This is a genomic window from Streptomyces sp. NPDC048171, from assembly GCF_043202655.1.
Taxonomy (GTDB): domain Bacteria; phylum Actinomycetota; class Actinomycetes; order Streptomycetales; family Streptomycetaceae; genus Streptomyces.
In genome coordinates this window covers 512996-530941 of the sequence record NZ_JBIDAU010000005.1, presented here as the reverse complement: position 1 = coordinate 530941, position 17946 = coordinate 512996, and the positions used below count along the sequence as shown (strand labels likewise).

General features: G+C 72.4%; 13 protein-coding genes. 1 reads left to right on the top strand and 12 read right to left on the bottom strand.

The window, feature by feature from the left end; all coding sequences use genetic code 11:
* Nucleotides 1–66: 66 nt before the first annotated feature.
* The 9 genes from ACGF3J_RS17020 to bldG form a co-directional block, all read right to left on the bottom strand.
* On the bottom strand, nucleotides 67–1272 hold the full coding sequence (locus ACGF3J_RS17020; RefSeq protein ID WP_161331970.1) for a DNA polymerase III subunit delta': 1206 nt from the start codon (nucleotides 1270–1272) through the stop codon (nucleotides 67–69).
* Nucleotides 1273–1404: 132 nt separating this feature from the next.
* Nucleotides 1405–4743: a dTMP kinase gene (gene tmk, locus ACGF3J_RS17015; RefSeq protein WP_393854246.1), complete on the bottom strand. Its 3339-nt coding sequence runs from the start codon at nucleotides 4741–4743 to the stop codon at nucleotides 1405–1407.
* A 116-nt stretch (nucleotides 4744–4859) separates the two neighbouring features.
* Nucleotides 4860–7703 carry a type I DNA topoisomerase gene (gene topA, locus ACGF3J_RS17010; protein WP_161331968.1) on the bottom strand — a complete coding sequence of 948 codons (2844 nt, stop codon included), beginning with the start codon at nucleotides 7701–7703 and terminating at the stop codon, nucleotides 4860–4862.
* A gap of 270 nt (nucleotides 7704–7973) precedes the next feature.
* Nucleotides 7974–8171, bottom strand: coding sequence for a hypothetical protein (locus tag ACGF3J_RS17005; RefSeq protein ID WP_393854245.1), 198 nt, complete (start codon nucleotides 8169–8171; stop codon nucleotides 7974–7976).
* Between the two features lie 205 nt (nucleotides 8172–8376).
* Complete coding sequence (locus ACGF3J_RS17000; protein ID WP_393854244.1) at nucleotides 8377–9900, bottom strand: methyltransferase; 1524 nt, start codon at nucleotides 9898–9900, stop codon at nucleotides 8377–8379.
* A 45-nt stretch (nucleotides 9901–9945) separates the two neighbouring features.
* Nucleotides 9946–10536, bottom strand: coding sequence for a small secreted protein (locus ACGF3J_RS16995; RefSeq protein WP_161331965.1), 591 nt, complete (start codon nucleotides 10534–10536; stop codon nucleotides 9946–9948).
* 206 nt (nucleotides 10537–10742) lie between these two features.
* Nucleotides 10743–13148 (bottom strand): sodium-translocating pyrophosphatase, encoded by a 2406-nt coding sequence (locus tag ACGF3J_RS16990; RefSeq protein WP_161331964.1) that lies wholly within the window; start codon nucleotides 13146–13148, stop codon nucleotides 10743–10745.
* Nucleotides 13149–13451: 303 nt separating this feature from the next.
* Nucleotides 13452–13883 (bottom strand): ATP-binding protein, encoded by a 432-nt coding sequence (locus ACGF3J_RS16985; RefSeq protein ID WP_125490188.1) that lies wholly within the window; start codon nucleotides 13881–13883, stop codon nucleotides 13452–13454.
* 107 nt (nucleotides 13884–13990) lie between these two features.
* Nucleotides 13991–14332, bottom strand: a complete 342-nt coding sequence (bldG, locus tag ACGF3J_RS16980) for an anti-sigma factor antagonist BldG (RefSeq protein ID WP_003975386.1) — start codon at nucleotides 14330–14332, stop codon at nucleotides 13991–13993.
* Between the two features lie 82 nt (nucleotides 14333–14414).
* Here bldG and ACGF3J_RS16975 point away from each other — a divergent pair, with 82 nt between their 5' ends.
* Nucleotides 14415–16889, top strand: a complete 2475-nt coding sequence (locus ACGF3J_RS16975; RefSeq protein WP_393854243.1) for a DEAD/DEAH box helicase — start codon at nucleotides 14415–14417, stop codon at nucleotides 16887–16889.
* Here the strand turns inward: ACGF3J_RS16975 and ACGF3J_RS16970 are convergent.
* Genes ACGF3J_RS16970 through ACGF3J_RS16960 form a run of 3 tightly spaced genes read right to left on the bottom strand, consistent with a single transcriptional unit; the run spans nucleotide 16834 to nucleotide 17928 of the window.
* A complete protein-coding gene (locus tag ACGF3J_RS16970) occupies nucleotides 16834–17304 on the bottom strand; it encodes an Rv3654c family TadE-like protein (RefSeq protein WP_393854242.1) in 471 nt (156 codons plus the stop codon). The genes ACGF3J_RS16975 and ACGF3J_RS16970 overlap by 56 nt on opposite strands.
* Nucleotides 17301–17714: a TadE family type IV pilus minor pilin gene (locus tag ACGF3J_RS16965; RefSeq protein WP_202558076.1), complete on the bottom strand. Its 414-nt coding sequence runs from the start codon at nucleotides 17712–17714 to the stop codon at nucleotides 17301–17303. Before ACGF3J_RS16965 ends, ACGF3J_RS16970 begins: the two co-directional genes overlap by 4 nt.
* Nucleotides 17701–17928: a DUF4244 domain-containing protein gene (locus tag ACGF3J_RS16960; protein ID WP_161328734.1), complete on the bottom strand. Its 228-nt coding sequence runs from the start codon at nucleotides 17926–17928 to the stop codon at nucleotides 17701–17703. The genes ACGF3J_RS16965 and ACGF3J_RS16960 overlap by 14 nt, the downstream gene beginning before the upstream one ends.
* Between the last annotated feature and the right edge of the window lie 18 nt (nucleotides 17929–17946).

The following is a 17946-nucleotide window of genomic DNA, read 5'->3' as shown; positions in this document are numbered from 1 at the left end:
CGTGGTACGCGTGCCTCGTTCGTGTTACCCCGTCAAGCGGGTGCGGCGCCCGGACGGCAGCTGGGGTCAGCCCGCTCTGAGCGCCATCGTCATCGCCTCCACCGCCAGCAGCGGTGGCACATTGCGGTCCAGGGCGTCACCGCAGGCGGCGATCGCCTCGATGCGGCGGAGGGTCGCTTCGGGTGAGCTGCCGTGGGCCAGCCGGTCCAGGGCGTCCTGCGCGTCGGCGTTGGCGATCGCCACGCGGGAGCCGAGCTGGAGGGCGAGGACGTCGCGGTAGAAGGCGGTGAGGTCGGTCAGGGCGAGGTCGAGGCTGTTGCGTTGCGTGCGCGTTCTGCGGCGCTTCTGGTCGGCCTCCAGATCCTTGATCACGCCTGCCGTGCCGCGTGGCAGCCGGCCGCCCTGGGCCGCGCCCAGCGCCGCCTTCAGCTCCTCGGTCTCCTTGGTCTCGATCTCGTCGGCGAGCTGCTTGGCGTCCTCCGCCGCCGCGTCGACCAGTTCCTGGGCCGCCCGGAGCGCGCCGCCGACGTCCTCGACCCGCAGCGGCATCTTCAGCACGGCGGCCCGGCGCTCCCGGGCGGCCGGGTCGGTGGCCAGGCGGCGGGCATGCTCGACGTGGCCCTGGGTGGCACGGGCCGCCGCGGCGGCGAGGTCCGGTTCGATGCCTTCCCGGCGTACGAGCATGTCTGCGATGGCGTCCACCGACGGGGTGCGCAGGTTCAGGTGGCGGCAGCGGGAGCGGATGGTGGGCAGGACGTCCTCGATGGACGGGGCGCACAGCATCCAGACGGTCCGCGGGGCGGGCTCCTCGACGGCCTTGAGGACGGCGTTGGCCGACTTCTCGTTCAGCCGCTCGGCGTCCTCGACGAGGATGATCTGCCAGCGGCCGTTCGCCGGCGAGGTGAACGACTTGCGGACCGTGTCGCGCATGTCCCGCACCAGGATCTCGGCGCCCACCGCGCTCACCGTGCTGACGTCCGCGTGGGTGCCGAGGAGCGCGGTGTGGCAACCGTCGCAGAAGCCGCAGCCGGGGACGCCTCCGAGGGCGCGGTCGGGGCTCACGCACTGGAGCGCGGCGGCGAAGGCCCGCGCCGTCTGGGTGACTCCCGCGCCGGGCGGGCCGGTGAACAGCCAGGCGTGCGTCATGCTCGACGCCTCCGGCAGCGGGCCCGCCGCCGCGGCGGCCGTGACGTAGGCGTCGGCGTCCCGGGCAGCGGTGGTGAGCTGCGCGCTCACCTTCTCCTGCCCGACGAGGTCGTCCCACACGGTCATGGGTCACGCCGTCCTTCCGTCACGCTCCGCCGTCGCACCGCGCCGCACCTGTCCGCGTCGCGCCTTCCATTGTGCGGGGCGGCACTGACAACGAGGCCCGGTCCCGGGGCCGACGGGCCCGGGACCCGGGGCTCAGCGGCGCCCGCGGCCCTTGCCCCGGCGGCCACCGTCGCCACCACGGCCCTCGTCGCCCCGGCCGTCCTCGTCCTCGCGCGGCCCGAGCAGTTCGTCCGCGAGCGTCGGCAGGTCGTCGAGTGGCGTCTCCTCGGCCCAGTCGGAGCGCCGCCGGCGGGGCGGCGCCTGGTCCGGGTCGATCTGAGGCAGCTCGCGCGTACGGTCCCGGGCGTCGGCCTCCCGGGTGCGGTCGGCGGCACCGTCGCCGGGGCCGTCCTCCCGGAAGTAGCCCGGCGGGACCCGGTCGGCGGGGTCGTCGTCGCGTACGGGCGGCAGCACCGCCGTCTCGTCCGCGGCGCCCGGCGTCACCGGGGGCAGGACCGCCGTCTCGTCGACGTCCCGCGGCTCCACGGCCGGCAGCACGGTCGTCTCGTCCGCCGAACCGGCCGGCTCGGGCGGCTTGGGCAGCTCGGCCGTCACCTCGGACTCGGACTCCCGGGACCCGGACGCCGCGGAAGCTCCGGACGCCTCGTCGGCCCGGGATCCGTACCCGGATCCGTCCTCGGTGCCGCCGTCCCGCGTGTCCCGCACCGGCCGCAGCACGGCCGTGTCCTCCACGGGGCCGCCGGAGGCGTTCGTCGGGGTCACCACCGGCGTCGGCACGGTCGCGGCGTCCGCGGGGGGCGCGGTCCGCTTGGGCCGGGGCGCGTCGGCAGCGGGCGGCGCCGACGCCTTCGGGCCCGCGGAGGCCGCGGCAGCCGCCGCCTCCGCCGCCCGGCGGGCCTCCTCGGCCCGCAGCAGGGCCTCCTCGGCCTTGCGCTGCTTCTCGAGCCGCCGGGCCTCGGCCTCGGCGTGCAGCCGGGCCTCCTCCTCGGCCTGCTTGCGGCGGCGCTCCTCCTCGGCCCGCAGCCGCGCCTCCTCCTCGGCGCGTGCCTTCTCCTCGGCGAGGAGCCGTACCCGCTCCTCCTCGGCCTTCCGGCTGGCCTCCTCGGCCCGGAGCCGGGCCTCCTCCGCCTGCCGCTCGGCCTCGCGCCGCTGCGCCTCCTCCAGCTCGCGCCGCTTGCGCTCCTCCTCCTCGGCGCGCAGCCGCTCCAGCTGTTCGAGGCGCTCGCGCTCCAGGCGCTCCTCCTCGGCCTTGCGCGCGGCCTCCTCCTCGGCCTTGCGGCGCGCCTCCTCCTCGGCCTTGCGGCGCGCCTCCTCCCGGGCCTTGATCTCGGCCTCGGACAGCGGCAGCACCTGGTCGAGCCGGTGGCGTACGACGGTGCCGACGGCCTCGGGCTCCTGGCCCGCGTCGACGACGAGGTAGCGCCCGGGGTCGGCGGCGGCCAGGGTGAGGAAACCGGAGCGCACCCGCGCGTGGAACTCGGCGGGCTCCGACTCCAGCCGGTCCGGCGCCTCGGTGAACCGCTCGCGCGCGGTCTCCGGGGAGACGTCCAGCAGGACCGTCAGGTGCGGTACGAGCCCGTTGGTGGCCCAGCGGTTGATGCGGGCGATCTCGGTCGGCGACAGGTCGCGTCCGGCGCCCTGGTAGGCGACCGAGGAGTCGATGTACCGGTCGGAGATGACCACGGCGCCGCGCTCCAGCGCGGGCCGCACCACGGTGTCGACGTGCTCCGCGCGGTCGGCGGCGTACAGCAGCGCCTCCGCGCGGTGCGACAGACCGGCGCTGGAGACGTCCAGCAGGATGGAGCGCAGGCGCTTGCCCACCGGGGTCGCCCCCGGCTCGCGCGTGAGCACGACTTCGTGTCCCTTGCCCCGGATCCACTCGGCGAGGGCCTCGGCCTGGGTGGACTTCCCGGCGCCGTCACCGCCCTCCAGGGCGATGAAGAAGCCGCCCGTCGCGGGCGTCGGCACCGGGTCGTCGCCGCCGAGCAGCGCGTCCCGCAGGTCGTGCCGGAGCGGAACGCCGGACCGGTCGTCGACCTTGGCCAGCACCAGCGCGGCCACCGGCAGCAGCAGCGCGCCGACCAGCATCAGCACGAACGCGGCGCCGCCGTGCGCGAAGACGAACTTGCCGCTCTCCAGGCGGTGCGGGCCGATCGCCGCGGCGACCACGGGCGCTACGACCGCGCCGAGCGCCACGCAGACCCGGACGACCGCGTGCAGGTGCTCGGTCGTGCGGGCGCGGCGGCCGTCCTCGGTCTCCTGGTCGAGCAGCGCGTGCCCGGTGTTCGCGGTCACGCCGGCGCCGACACCGGCCAGCACGAGGAGCAGCAGCACGGTGGTGTCGTCCGGGACGAGCCCGGCGGCCAGCAGGGCGACGCCGGCGAAGGCGATCGCCAGCGCGAGCAGGCGGCGGCGCGACAGGGAGGGCAGCAGGGCCGGGGCCGTACGGATGCCGACGACGACTCCGCCGGTGAGCGCGCCCACCATCAGCCCGTACAGCACGGGGCCGCCGCCCAGGTCCTTGGCGTGCAGCACCGCCACGGCGACCACGGCGGCCACGACGGCGGCGACCGCCGCGCAGGCGAAGACCAGCAGGGGCAGGACGCCGGTGCGGCCCTTGTCGACGCCGGTGCCGCTCTTGGGACGGCGCAGGCCCTCCAGCGGCGACCGCGCGCGGGGGGTGCGGACGCCGGGCAGCTCCAGGAAGGTCACCACGGACAGGGACGCGGCGAAGAGACCGGCCGCGACGTACGAGGCGAGCGCCGCCTGGTGCTCGGCGAACCAGTCGATACCGGCGCCCAGCAGGTTGTTCACCAGTGCCGCGGCGACCAGCACGGCGCCGGCGAGGGGGATCGCGACGAAGCCCGTACGCAGCGACAGGCGGCGCAGCGCGTCCATGTGGTCGGGCAGCGGCCGTACGGTCGCGCCCTCCAGGGGCGGCGCCGGCAGCAGCGCGGGGGCCGCGCTCTCGCGGCACACCGTCCAGAAGCGCTCGGCGACGCCGGTCACGAAGGCGGTCACCAGGAGGACGGCGAGGGCGTTGTCCGGCGTCCAGTCGATCCACAGGGGGGCGACGATCAGCAGGGCTGCCCGCAGCCCGTCGGCGCCGACCATGGTCCAGCGGCGGTCGAGCGGGCCGTCCTGCGAAGTGAGTGAGGTGAGGGGTCCGAGCAGGACGGCGCCGAAGAGCAGCGTCGCCAGGATCCGGACGCCGAAGACGGTCGCCACTGCGAACGCCACGCCCCGGTAGCCCCCGCCGAAGGAGCCCGCGCCGATCGCGGCCTGCACGGCGAGGAGGACCAGCACCAGCAGGGCGAGGATGTCGCCGACACCCCCCACGAGCTGTGCGCTCCACAAACGCCTCAGCTGCGGCCGGCGCAGCAGGGCGCGGACGGCGCGCTCGCGGGAGTCCGCGACCAGGGCGTCGTCCGGGGCGGGGTGAGGGGCCGTTGGTTGCTCGGCTCGCGTCATGCGTTCAGCCTATCGGTCGCCGCCGACAGTCCGGCATGCCCGGCGGCACGTACGAACGCCCCGGCATCCGAATGATGCCGGGGCGTTCGTTTTGCGAAGGCGTTCCTGAGTCGGGCTCAGTCCTCCGACGTCCGCGAGGCGGTCGCCTTCTTGGTGGCCGTCTTCTTCGCGGTGCTCTTGGCGGCGGTGGTCTTCTTGGCGGCCGTGGTCTTCGCCGCGGCCGTCTTCTTGGTCGCCGCCGCCTTCTTGGCCGGAGCCTTCTTGGCGGCCGTCTTCTTGGTGGCCTTCTTCGCCGTCTTCTTGGCGGGCCCCTTGGCGCGCTTCTCGGCGAGCAGCTCGTAGCCGCGCTCCGGCGTGATCTCCTCGACGCTGTCGCCGGAGCGCAGGGTCGCGTTGGTCTCGCCGTCGGTGACGTACGCGCCGAAGCGGCCGTCCTTGACCACGACCGGCTTCTCGCTGACCGGGTCGGTGCCCAGCTCCTTGAGCGGCGGCTTGGCCGCGGCCCGGCCACGCTGCTTGGGCTGGGCGTAGATCGCCAGCGCCTCCTCCAGCGTGATCGTGAAGAGCTGCTCCTCGGCCTGGAGGGACCGCGAGTCGGTGCCCTTCTTCAGGTACGGGCCGTAGCGCCCGTTCTGCGCGGTGATCTCGACGCCCTCGGCGTCGGCGCCGACGACGCGCGGCAGCGACATGAGCTTCAGTGCGTCGTCCAGGGTGACGGTGTCCAGCGCCATCGTCTTGAACAGCGAGGCCGTCCGCGGCTTCACGGCGTTCTTGCCGGTCTTCGGGGTGCCCTCGGGGAGCACCTCGGTGACGTAGGGGCCGTAGCGGCCGTCCTTGGCGACGATGGTGTGGCCGGTGGCCGGGTCGGTGCCCAGCTCGAAGTCGCCGCTCGGCTTGGCGAGCAGTTCCTCCGCCAGCTCGACGGACAGCTCGTCGGGGGCCAGGTCGTCGGGGACGTCGGCGCGCTGGTGGTTCTCGGCGTCCTTCTCGCCGCGCTCGACGTAGGGGCCGTAGCGGCCCACGCGCAGCTTGATGTCGTTGCCGACGGGGAAGGAGGACACCTCGCGGGCGTCGATCGCGCCGAGGTCGGTGACCAGTTCCTTGAGGCCGCCGAGGTGGTCGCCGTCGCCGTTGCCGGCCTCGGCCGCGCCGCCGGTCCCGGTGCCTTCACCGAAGTAGAAGCGCCGCAGCCACGGCACCGACTGGGCCTCGCCGCGCGCGATGGCGTCGAGGTCGTCCTCCATCTTGGCGGTGAAGTCGTAGTCGACGAGCCGCCCGAAGTGCTTCTCCAGGAGGTTGACCACGGCGAAGGAGAGGAAGGACGGGACGAGTGCCGTGCCCTTCTTGAAGACGTAGCCGCGGTCCAGGATGGTGCCGATGATCGACGCGTACGTGGACGGGCGGCCGATCTCGCGCTCTTCCAGCTCCTTGACCAGCGACGCCTCGGTGTAGCGGGCCGGGGGCTTGGTGGCGTGGCCGTCGACGGTGATCTGCTCGGCCGTCAGCGCGTCGCCCTGGGCGACCTGCGGCAGGCGGCGCTCGCGGTCGTCCAGCTCGGCGTTCGGGTCGTCGGCGCCCTCGACGTAGGCCTTGAGGAAGCCGTGGAAGGTGATGGTCTTGCCGGAGGCGCTGAACTCGACGTCGCGGCCGTCGGAGGCGGCGCCGCCGATCTTCACGGTGACGCTGTTGCCGGTCGCGTCCTTCATCTGGGAGGCGACGGTCCGCTTCCAGATCAGCTCGTAGAGCTTGAACTGGTCGCCGGTCAGCCCGGTCTCGGCGGGCGTGCGGAAACGATCACCCGACGGACGGATCGCCTCGTGCGCCTCCTGGGCGTTCTTGACCTTGCCGGCGTACGTCCGCGGCTGCGCGGGCAGGTAGTCGGCGCCGTACAGCTGCGTGACCTGGGCGCGGGCGGCGGAGACCGCCGTGTCGCTCAGCGTCGTCGAGTCCGTACGCATGTAGGTGATGTAGCCGTTCTCGTACAGCTTCTGGGCGATCTGCATGGTCGCCTTGGCGCCGAAGCCGAGCTTGCGGCTCGCCTCCTGCTGGAGCGTCGTCGTACGGAACGGGGCGTACGGCGAGCGGCGGTACGGCTTGGACTCGACCGAGCGGACGGCGAAGCGCGTGTTCTCCAGGGCGGCGGCCAGCGCGCGGGCGTTCGCCTCGTCGAGGTGGAGGGTGTTGGCGCTCTTGAGCTGTCCCAGGGAGTCGAAGTCGCGGCCCTGGGCGACACGCCGGCCGTCGACCGTCTGGAGGCGGGCGACCAGCGACGACGGGTCGGAGGCGTCGCCCGCGCGGCCGGTGGCGAAGGTGCCGGTGAGGTCCCAGTACTCGGCGGAGCGGAACGCGATGCGCTCGCGTTCCCGCTCGACGACGAGGCGGGTGGCGACGGACTGGACGCGGCCCGCCGACAGCTTCGGCATGACCTTCTTCCACAGGACCGGCGAGACCTCGTAGCCGTAGAGGCGGTCGAGGATGCGGCGGGTCTCCTGGGCGTCGACGAGCTTCTGGTTGAGCTGGCGCGGGTTGGCCACGGCGGCCCGGATGGCGTCCTTGGTGATCTCGTGGAACACCATGCGCTTGACCGGGATCTTCGGCTTGAGGACTTCCTGGAGGTGCCAGGCGATGGCCTCGCCCTCGCGGTCCTCATCGGTGGCGAGGAAGAGTTCGTCGGAGTCCTTCAGGAGGTCCTTGAGCTTCCTGACCTGCGCCTTCTTGTCGGCGTTGACCACATAGATCGGCTGGAAGTCGTGTTCGACGTCCACACCGAGGCGGCGGACCTCGCCGGTGTACTTCTCGGGCACCTCGGCGGCGCCGCTGGGAAGGTCGCGAATGTGCCCGACGCTCGCCTCGACGACGTAGCCAGGGCCGAGATAGCCCTTGATCGTCTTCGCCTTGGCAGGCGACTCGACGATGACGAGTCGGCGGCCGCCGTTCGCGGTCTCGCTGGTCGGGGACAACTTCGCTCTTCTCTCCGGTCGACGCTGGGCCTCCCCGGGCCGTGGTCCCCGGGGTCGGGTCGTACTGCGTTTCGGTCGTGACGCTGCGGAGTGTGACGGTACCTCCCGCCCCCGTGTCAAACGGGAAAAGCCCGCAACGGCCACTCGAACGGTAACCCGACGAACCCTGTTCCTGCCGCCCGGAGTGGTCACCGGCCCGGATCCGGATATCCGGAGCGCGATCCCCCGATTACCCGGGGGAGGGTGCGGCAGGGGACCGGAACCGGCCTCTCACACGTGCGACAGGCACCATGCCCCGAGGGCCAGCGCGACCACGCCGGCGACGCTCGCGACGGTGGCCGATGCGACGGGGCTCACACCGTGCGCGACGGGCCGGCCGTGCCGCACCCGCGTCGTGGTCCACACCAGCAGACCGGCCCCGAACAGGGCGAACACCAATCCCGCGAAGATCGCCGACCCGCTCTCCATGGCCCCGTGCCCCTTTTCTCCAGCCCGCGCGTGTGCAGCATCCGGGACGCTGTCACGCGTGGGCGGCGGGCAGGCGAACCCGAGGTGAACGGGGAGCCGACGGGCGGCCGGCCACCGCGCGTGGCTCGTTCCTCCCGTTCGGCGACGGGAGGCAGGGGACCGGTGAGGCATGTCTCCATGCGACACGCCTGCGCGCGGCATGTCCCTACGCCGGTTCGAGGAACCCCTGCTCCACCAGCAGCCGGATCTGGGCGGGCGTGCGGTCGCGCAGCGCCACCGGGTCCTCGCCGACCAGCTGGGCGATGGCGTCCAGGATGCGGCCCGCGCTCATGGTGCCGTCGCAGACGCCGGCGAAACCGGCGCCGACCGTGTCGACCCGGGTGGCCCGGCGCATGCCGCGGTTCTGGCGCAGGACGACGTGCTCCGGGTCCTCGGCGCCGGGCAGCCCTACCTGCTCCTGGACGACCTCGCCGGCCAGCGTGAAGTGCGCTTCGAGCAGGGCGGCGTCGTCGTGGGCGCGGAGGTAGTCGACGCGGTCGAAGTGCGCGCGCACCGTCTCGCCGAGCGGCTGCTCGATCGGGTGCGGCCACTCCTCGGCGACGACCGAGGGCTCGGCGGCCCCGGTCCGGCGCAGCGTGATCCAGCCGAAGCCGACGGCCCTGACCTTGCGCGCCTCGAACTCGTCCAGCCACGCGTCGTACCGCGCCTGGTATTCGGCCGGGTCACCGCGGTGGTCGCCGGCGTCCCTGAGCCACAGCTCGGCGTACTGCGTGACGTCCTGCACCTCGCGCTGCACGATCCAGGCGTCGCAGCCGCGCGGCACCCAGGAGCGCAGCCGGTCCGTCCACTCCTCCCCCTCCACGTGCTGCCAGTTGGCGAGGAAGTGCGCGAACCCGCCCGGGTTCAGCCGCTCCCCCGTCTCCTGAACGAGCCGGCGGCACAGATCGTCCCCGCCCATGCCGCCGTCGCGGTAGGTGAGGCGGGCACCGGGCGAGATCACGAAGGGCGGGTTGGAGACGATCAGGTCGTACGTCGCGTCCTCGTCGACCGGCTCGTACAGCGACCCCTCGCGCAGCTCGGCGGCCGGGGCCCCGGACAGGGCGAGAGTGAGCGCGGTGATGTGCAGCGCGCGCGGGTTGACGTCGGTCGCGGTCACGCGTGTGGCGTGCGCGGCGGCGTGCAGGGCCTGGATGCCGGAGCCGGTGCCGAGGTCGAGGGCGGCGGAGACGGGCGTGCGCACGGTGAGGCCCGCGAGGGTCGTGGAGGCGCCGCCGACGCCGAGGACGACGCCCTCGGCGTGGTTGCCGATGCCTCCGGCGCCGCCGACCGCGCAGCCCAGGTCGGAGACGATGAACCAGTCCTCGCCGCCGGGTCCGCCGTACGGCCGTACGTCCACGGTGGCCGCCACCTCGTCGTCCGCCCGGACCAGCCAGCCGGTCTCCAGGCAGGCGTCGACGGGCAGAACGTCCGTCACGCGCGCGTGGGGCACGGGTTGCTGGAGCAGGAACAGCCGGACGAGCAGTTCGAGCGGCGTGTCGCCGCGGGTGGCCCGGAGCGCGGGCACGGTCTCGCTGCGCGACAGCGCCGCGTAGGCGGGGGCGCCGAGCAGCTCCAGCAGTCCGTCGGCGGTGAAGGAGGCCCCGAGCAGGGCGTCCCGCAGCCGGGCGGTGACGTCGGGGCGGTCGGCGGAGGGCAGGGGGGACAGGCTGGCGTTACTCACACCACCCATTGTGGCCCCGCTCCCCGGCCTCCGCCCCGTGTCCGCCCGGGGAGATCAGCCCGTCGTGGCCGACGGCGTCACGGAGGCCGCCTTGCAGCTCTCCTGCTTCGCCATCGCCTGGCCGACCTCGCCCTCCTCCAGGGTCTTCAGCGCGTCACTGCCGCTCTTGCTGAGCTTGTTCAGCTCGGTGGCGATGTCCTTGAGGCCGTCGGCGAACTTCGCCTGGTCCTTGGTGTCGAGGTCCTCCACCTGCTTCCTGAGGGAGGCGTACGACGTGGAGAGGCCGTTCAGCTCGGTGACCGCGTCCTTCTGCTTCTTCTCGCCGTCCTCGACGTCCGGGGCGCCGGCCTTCTGGACGGTGGCGCCCATCGCCTTGTAGGCGTCGGACATGTCCTGGAACGCCTTCGCGTCGGTCTTCTGGACCTCCGCCGGAGTGCTGTTGTCCGAGGTCTCCTTCTGGATCGCCGCGTTGGCCGCCTCGATCTTCTTGGCCTGCGGCTGCACGCCGTCGCAGACGTCCTTCGCCCAGGAGTTCAGCTTCTCGTTGTCGTCGCTGCCACCGCATCCCGTCAGCGCCAGTGCCAGTACCGCACCGCCGGACAGTGCGACCGCGAGCTTCTTGTTCACCGGTTTGGTCCCTTCCATGGCTCTCGGCCCCGGAACATACACGCCGGATGGAGGACATCCGCCGGACGAACATCCGTTAAGACCGTATTGAAGCCATTTGCACCAAGAGAGAGAAGGGTCACGGTGAAGGGAGCGCATTAGCACGGGCCGGGCGGACGACACGCCAACACGCGCCGTCCGACCGGCCTTTGAGCTGCGCCCCTACGACGGCGCCGCGGTGCCCGCTACGAAACCACCGCGGGATCGGCCGACTTGGGCTCGTGGCCGGCGTTGTCTTCGTCACCCATGGCGATCCCGCGCCGTTTGGACACGTAGACCGCCCCCGCGATGACGAGGAACGCGAGGACCGCGATCAGCACCCGCACGCCGATGCTTTCGTCGGGGCCGTAGGAGAACTTGATGACGGCGGGCGCGATGAGCAGTGCCACCAGGTTCATGACCTTCAGCAACGGGTTGATGGCCGGTCCCGCGGTGTCCTTGAACGGGTCGCCGACCGTGTCGCCGATCACGGTGGCGGCGTGGGCCTCGCTGCCCTTGCCGCCGTGGTGGCCGTCCTCGACGAGCTTCTTGGCGTTGTCCCAGGAGCCGCCGGAGTTGGCGAGGAACACCGCCATCAGCGTGCCCGCGCCGATGGCGCCCGCGAGGAACGCCCCGAGCGCGCCGACGCCGAGCGTGAACCCGATGAAGATCGGCGCCAGTACGGCGAGCAGTCCGGGCGTGGCGAGTTCCCGCAGGGCGTCCCTGGTGCAGATGTCGACGACCTTGCCGTACTGCGGTTTCTCGCTGTAGTCCATGATCCCGGGGCGCTCCCGGAACTGCCGCCGCACCTCGTGGACCACCGCGCCCGCCGACCGCGACACCGCGTTGATCGCCAGCCCCGAGAAGAGGAAGACGACCGCCGCGCCCGCGATGAGCCCGACGAGGTTGTTGGGCTGCGAGATGTCCATCATCAGGCTCATCGGCGCACCCTCGCCGCTGAGTTTCTCGCCCACGTCCGCCGCGCCGGTGGTGATGGCGTCGCGGTACGACCCGAACAGGGCCGCCGCCGCGAGGACCGCGGTGGCGATGGCGATGCCCTTGGTGATGGCCTTCGTGGTGTTGCCGACGGCGTCCAGGTCGGTGAGCACCTGGGCGCCGGCGCCCTCGACGTCGCCGGACATCTCGGCGATGCCCTGCGCGTTGTCGGAGACCGGGCCGAAGGTGTCCATGGCGACGATCACGCCGACCGTGGTGAGCAGGCCGGTGCCGGCCAGCGCCACCGCGAACAGCGCCAGCATGATCGAGGCGCCGCCGAGCAGGAAGGCACCGTAGACGCCGAGGCCGATCAACAGGGCGGTGTAGACGGCGGATTCGAGACCGAGGGAGATACCGGCGAGGACGACGGTGGCGGGACCGGTGAGCGAGGTCTTGCCGATGTCCTTGACGGGGCGCCTGGTGGTCTCGGTGAAGTAGCCGGTGAGCTGCTGGATCAGGGCGGCGAGCACGATGCCGATGGCCACCGCGACCAGCGCGAGGATCCGCGGGTCGCCGCTCTTGCCCGCGATGGCCGCGTCGGTGACGCCGTCCAGCTCCGAGTACTTCCCGGGCAGATAGACGAAGACGGCCACCGCGACCAGGACGAGCGAGATCACCGCGGAGATGAAGAAGCCCCGGTTGATCGCGCTCATGCCGCTGCGGTCGGAGCGCCGGGGCGCCACCGCGAAGATGCCGATCATGGCGGTGACCACACCGATCGCCGGCACCAGCAGGGGGAACGCCAGCCCGGAGTCGCCGAAGGCCACCTTGCCGAGGATCAGCGCGGCCACCAGGGTGACGGCGTAGGACTCGAAGAGGTCGGCTGCCATGCCCGCGCAGTCGCCGACGTTGTCGCCCACGTTGTCGGCGATGGTCGCGGCATTGCGCGGGTCGTCCTCCGGGATGCCCTGTTCGACCTTGCCGACCAGGTCGGCGCCGACGTCGGCGGCCTTGGTGAAGATGCCGCCGCCGACCCGCATGAACATCGCGATCAGCGCGGCACCGAGGCCGAAGCCCTCCAGGACCTTCGGCGCGTCGGCCGCGTACACCAGCACCACGCAGCAGGCGCCCAGCAGGCCGAGCCCCACGGTGAACATGCCGACCACGCCGCCCGTGCGAAAAGCGATCTTCGTCGCCTTGTGCGAGACGAGAGTGAGATCCTTTTCCGGTTCGCCCGGGGCCGGGGTCGCTTCCCGCGCCGCCGCGGCGACACGCACATTGCTGCGCACGGCGAGCCACATGCCGATATAGCCGGTGGCCGCCGAGAACGCCGCGCCGATCAGGAAGAAGATCGATCTCCCGGCCCGTTGATTCCAGTCGTCCGCGGGCAGCAGCATGAGCAGAAAGAACACGACGACGGCGAATACGCCGAGCGTGCGAAGCTGCCTGGCCAGATAGGCGTTCGCGCCTTCCTGGACGGCCGCCGCGATCTCTTTCATGCTCTCGGTGCCCTCGTCCGCCGCGAGCACCTGGCGCACCAGGATGCCCGCGAGCACCAGGGCGGCCAGTGCGACGACGGCGATGACCGCGATCAGGACACGGTTTCCGTCGGTGAGCACGGCGGCCGCGAGGGTCGAGGGGTCGCCCAACTGATGAGGGGTGGAAAGCTCCGCCATTCGTCCTCCTTGACGCTTGGGCTGAGCTCAAGATGTGGACGGGATTGTAGGTACCGGAAGCTGATCAAAACAGTGCACGACAAAAGGAAATGACCTGTCAACCACAAGGAGCGGAGAAGTAGTAATGCCCTTCCCGCATTAACACTTCGGTTTCCTGCCGTGATCCATTCTTGATCCATTCACCGCGTCATTGATCGTGAATGAATTCACTTGGCGCCCGCACGGCACCACTGTAGATCCGCACATGACGAAGGGCCCTACGAGGTAGGGCCCTACGGGTGATACGGGGGGAGGCGGGAGCGGTCAGACCGGTGGCAGCACCGCCGGCGCGGTCGGCCAGGTCATGCGGATCAGTCCGCCGTCCTCACCGGCCTTGACCTCCACGTCGTCGACGAGTCCGCTGATGACCGCGAGGCCCATCTCGTCCTCCTCGGCCTCCGGTTCGTCGGCCCCGGAGCCCGGGGTCCGGTCACCGGGTACCGCGTGCGGCGCCTCGTCACCGACCTCGATGGAGAACTGCTTCTCCTCCTCGATCAGCGACACCTTGACCGGCGCCGTGATGCCGACGTGCTGGTGCAGGCCCACAGCCCGCGTGCATGCCTCGCCGACGGCGAGCCTGACCTCGTCGAGGACGGCCTCGTCCACTCCGGCCCTGCGTGCCACCGCGGCCGCCACCAGACGGGCGGTACGGACATGCTCGGGCAGCGCGCTGAAGCGGAGTTCAACGGTGGCCATGCATCCCCCTCGGAACTACGGGCGTGCTTTCGAGGGTCCGGGCCGGCGACGGCCCGGACCCCCCTCGTTCTCTCACCGTCCCGGGCCCGCGAGCCCGGGACCGGTCGTCAGTCGGTGGCCGCCACCGCTTCCTCGACCGAGGTGTGAATGGGGAACACCTTGGTGAGGCCGGTGATACGGAAGATCTTGAGAATGCGCTCCTGGTTGCAGACCAGGCGCAGCGAGCCCTCATGGGCGCGCACCCGCTTCAGTCCGCCCACCAGCACGCCGAGCCCCGTGGAGTCGAGGAAGTCCACGCCCTCCATGTCGACGACGAGGTGGAAACTCCCGTCGTTCACGAGCTCGACCAGCTGCTCACGCAGCTTGGGCGCGGTGTATACGTCAATTTCGCCACCGACCTCGACGACCGTACGATCGCCGACGGTACGGGTCGACAGGGACAGGTCCACGGATCCTCCAGCACCTTGCTATCGAGCGGTCGTCCATCGGGACACCTCGGCTTGAAGCCCCCAGGACGGTACGCCAGCCGCGATGGCATTCAATCACTTACCGGCAGGCGTGCACGACGCCTTGGTCCCATTGTCCGTCACGCCAGTGACAGACTCGGTGCCGATGGCCAAGAATCACCGACCCGATCGACCCCCGGCGGAGCCCGGCTCCCGGCCGGAACCAGGCACGGTCCTGGACCGGCTCGCCGCGGGACCGAGTCGGGCTGCGCGCATCACTCATACGGAGCACTTGCCCCCGCGTGTGGGCCGTCATGCCCTCTGGCCGGACCGGATTCGGCCGGAGGTCGTCGCCGCCGTGCGGACCGCGGGTATCGAGCATCCGTGGGCCCACCAGGCACGCGTCGCCGAGCACGCCCTGGACGGCGACTCCGTGGTGGTCGCCACCGGCACCGCCTCGGGCAAGTCGCTGGCCTATCTGGTGCCGGTGCTGTCGACGCTCCTGGACGGCTCCGAGGCCCCCAACGGACGCGGCGCCACCACCCTCTACCTGGCCCCGACCAAGGCGCTCGCGGCCGATCAGTGCCGGTCGGTGAAGGAACTTTCACAACCTCTCGGCACGGCCGTCCGCGCCGCGGTCTACGACGGCGACACGCCGTTCGAGGAACGCGAGTGGATCCGCCAGTACGGCACCTACGTGCTGACCAACCCGGACATGCTGCACCGCGGCATCCTGCCGTCCCACCCCCGCTGGTCCTCCTTCCTGAAGTCGCTGAAGTACGTCGTCATCGACGAGTGCCACACCTACCGCGGCGTCTTCGGCTCCCACGTCGCGCAGGTGCTGCGCAGGCTGCGCCGGCTGTGCGCCCGTTACGGCGCGTCGCCCGTGTTCCTGCTCGCCTCCGCCACGGCCGCCGAGCCGTCGGTGGCGGCCCGCCGGCTCACCGGGCTCCCGGTCGTCGAGGTCGCGGACGACGCCTCACCGCGCGGTGAACTGGTGTTCGCCCTGTGGGAGCCGCCGCTGACCGAGCTGGAGGGCGAGAAGGGCGCCCCGGTGCGCCGCACGGCCACCGCCGAGGCCGCCGACCTGCTCACCGACCTCACCGTCCAGGGCATGCGGTCGATCACCTTCGTACGGTCCCGGCGCGGCGCCGAACTGATCTCGGTGATCGCCCAGGAGCGCCTCGCCGAGGTCGACCGCTCCCTGACCCGGCGCGTGGCGGCGTACCGCGGCGGCTACCTCCCCGAGGAACGCCGCGCCCTTGAGCGCGCCCTGCACTCCGGCGAGCTCCTGGGGCTCGCGGCGACGAACGCCCTCGAACTCGGCCTCGACATCTCCGGCCTGGACGCCGTGGTGATCGCGGGGTATCCGGGCACGCGGGCGTCCCTGTGGCAGCAGGCGGGCCGGGCGGGTCGCGCGGGTCAGGGGGCCCTGGCGGTGCTGGTCGCCCGGGACGACCCACTGGACACCTTCCTCGTCCATCACCCCGAGGCGCTGTTCGACCAGCCCGTCGAGTCGACCGTCCTCGATCCTGACAATCCCTACGTCCTCGCCCCCCATCTGTGCGCGGCGGCGGCCGAGCTGCCGCTGACGGAGGAGGACCTGAAGCTCTTCGGCCCCGCCTGCGAGGAGCTGCTGCCCCAGCTGGAGGCGGCCAAGCTGCTCCGCCGGCGGACCCGGGCCTGGCACTGGACACGCCGGGAGCGGGCCGCCGACCTGACGGACATCCGCGGGGAGGGTGGACGTCCGGTCCAGGTCGTCGAGGCCGGGACGGGGCGGCTGCTGGGCACGGTGGACGCCGGTGCCGCCCACACGAGCGTCCACGAGGGCGCCGTGCACCTCCACCAGGGCCGCACCTATCTCGTCCGCTCCCTCGATCTGGAGGACTCCGTCGCGCTGGTCGAACAGGCCACCCCCGCCTACTCGACGGTCGCCCGCGACACGACGGCGATCTCGGTCCTGGAGACCGACATCGAGGTCCCCTGGGGCGACGGGCGCCTGTGCTACGGCTCCGTCGAGGTCACCAACCAAGTGGTCTCCTTCCTCCGCCGGCGGCTCATCACCGGCGAGGTCCTGGGCGAGACGAAGCTCGACCTCCCTCCTCGGACGCTGCGCACGCGCGCGGTGTGGTGGACGGTCACCGAGGACCAGCTCGACGCGGCCCGGATCAACCCGGAGATCCTCGGCGGCGCCCTGCACGCCGCCGAGCACGCCTCCATCGGCATGCTGCCGCTGTTCGCGACCTGCGACCGCTGGGACATCGGCGGGGTGTCGATCCCGCTGCACCCGGACACGCTGCTCCCCACCGTCTTCGTGTACGACGGCCACCCCGGCGGCGCGGGTTTCGCCGAGCGCGCCTTCCACACGGCCCGCGAGTGGCTCACGGCCACCCGGGAGGCCATCGCCTCCTGCGAGTGCGACGCCGGCTGCCCGTCCTGCATCCAGTCCCCCAAATGCGGCAACGGGAACGATCCGTTGCACAAGCGGGGAGCGGTGCGGCTGCTCACGGTGCTGCTGCGGGGCGCGGAGGCGGCGGCAGCGGCGGTGGAGACCCAGTAGGCAGGGGTTCGGTGGGCCGGGGTTCCGTGGGCCGGGGTTCCGTGGGCCGGGGTTCCGTGGGCCGGGGCTCGGTGGGCAGGCCCGGGCCCGGGCCCGCCCTCGCGCGGACCTCCGCCGCGAACGGGCCCCGGCCCGACGCCGCCGACACGTCCGAGACCTGCCCGTTCAGCACGCAGCGCACCAACCGCGCGCCCTGGGCCCGCGCGACCCGGTCGGCCTCGGCACACGCCGCCGTGCCGCCCCGGGCCCAGTGGTCCGCCGCCGCCAGCGCCGCCAGATCGGCGCCCCCGGCGGCGCGGTGCCGGGCCACCACCGCCTGTCCCAGGGCCAGCACGATGCCGAACACCAGGCACAGGACGGCGACGGCACCCACACTCCAGACGGTGGCCGACCCCTGGTCGTGGGCGCGCCTCACGGCTCCGTCCCCACCGCTCGCTCCGCCGACGCCACGGCCTCCTCCCGTACCTCGAAAGGCAGGCCGTGCAACGCCGGTGGTTCGGCCACCACGGTCACACGGACCAGGCCCGCCTCCCGGGCGACCGTGACGCGTGCCCCGCGCGGCGCCGCCTCCCGCGCGAGCTCGACGACCGCGCCGTCCGGGTCCTGGCGTGCCGCCGCGCGTGCGCCCGTGCGGGCCGCGTCCACGCACTGGATCTGGGCGGCCACCACCAGCAGCCCCCACACCAGTGCCATCGCGAAGACCACCAACACCGGCAGCACCACGGCCGTCTCGGCGGTCACGAACCCTCCGTCCGAGCGGCGGCCGCACCCCCGGCGGGTTCCCGGCGCCGCCTGTGTCCCGGCCGTCCGCTCACATCCGCGCATCGAGCGCCCGCTTCACGATGCCCTGCAACTCGGCGCTGACCGTACCGCTCGTCACGACCTTGTAGAGGACCACGGCGAACGCCACCGCCGCGACGATCCCCATCGCGTACTCCGACGTCACCATGCCCGCGTCCCGCCCCGCGACCCGCCGCCGCAGCGCCGTCCGCGCTCCGCACACCAGGGCACCCAGCCGTGCCCGTACCGCCTGATACATCTCAACCCCCGTGAGGTT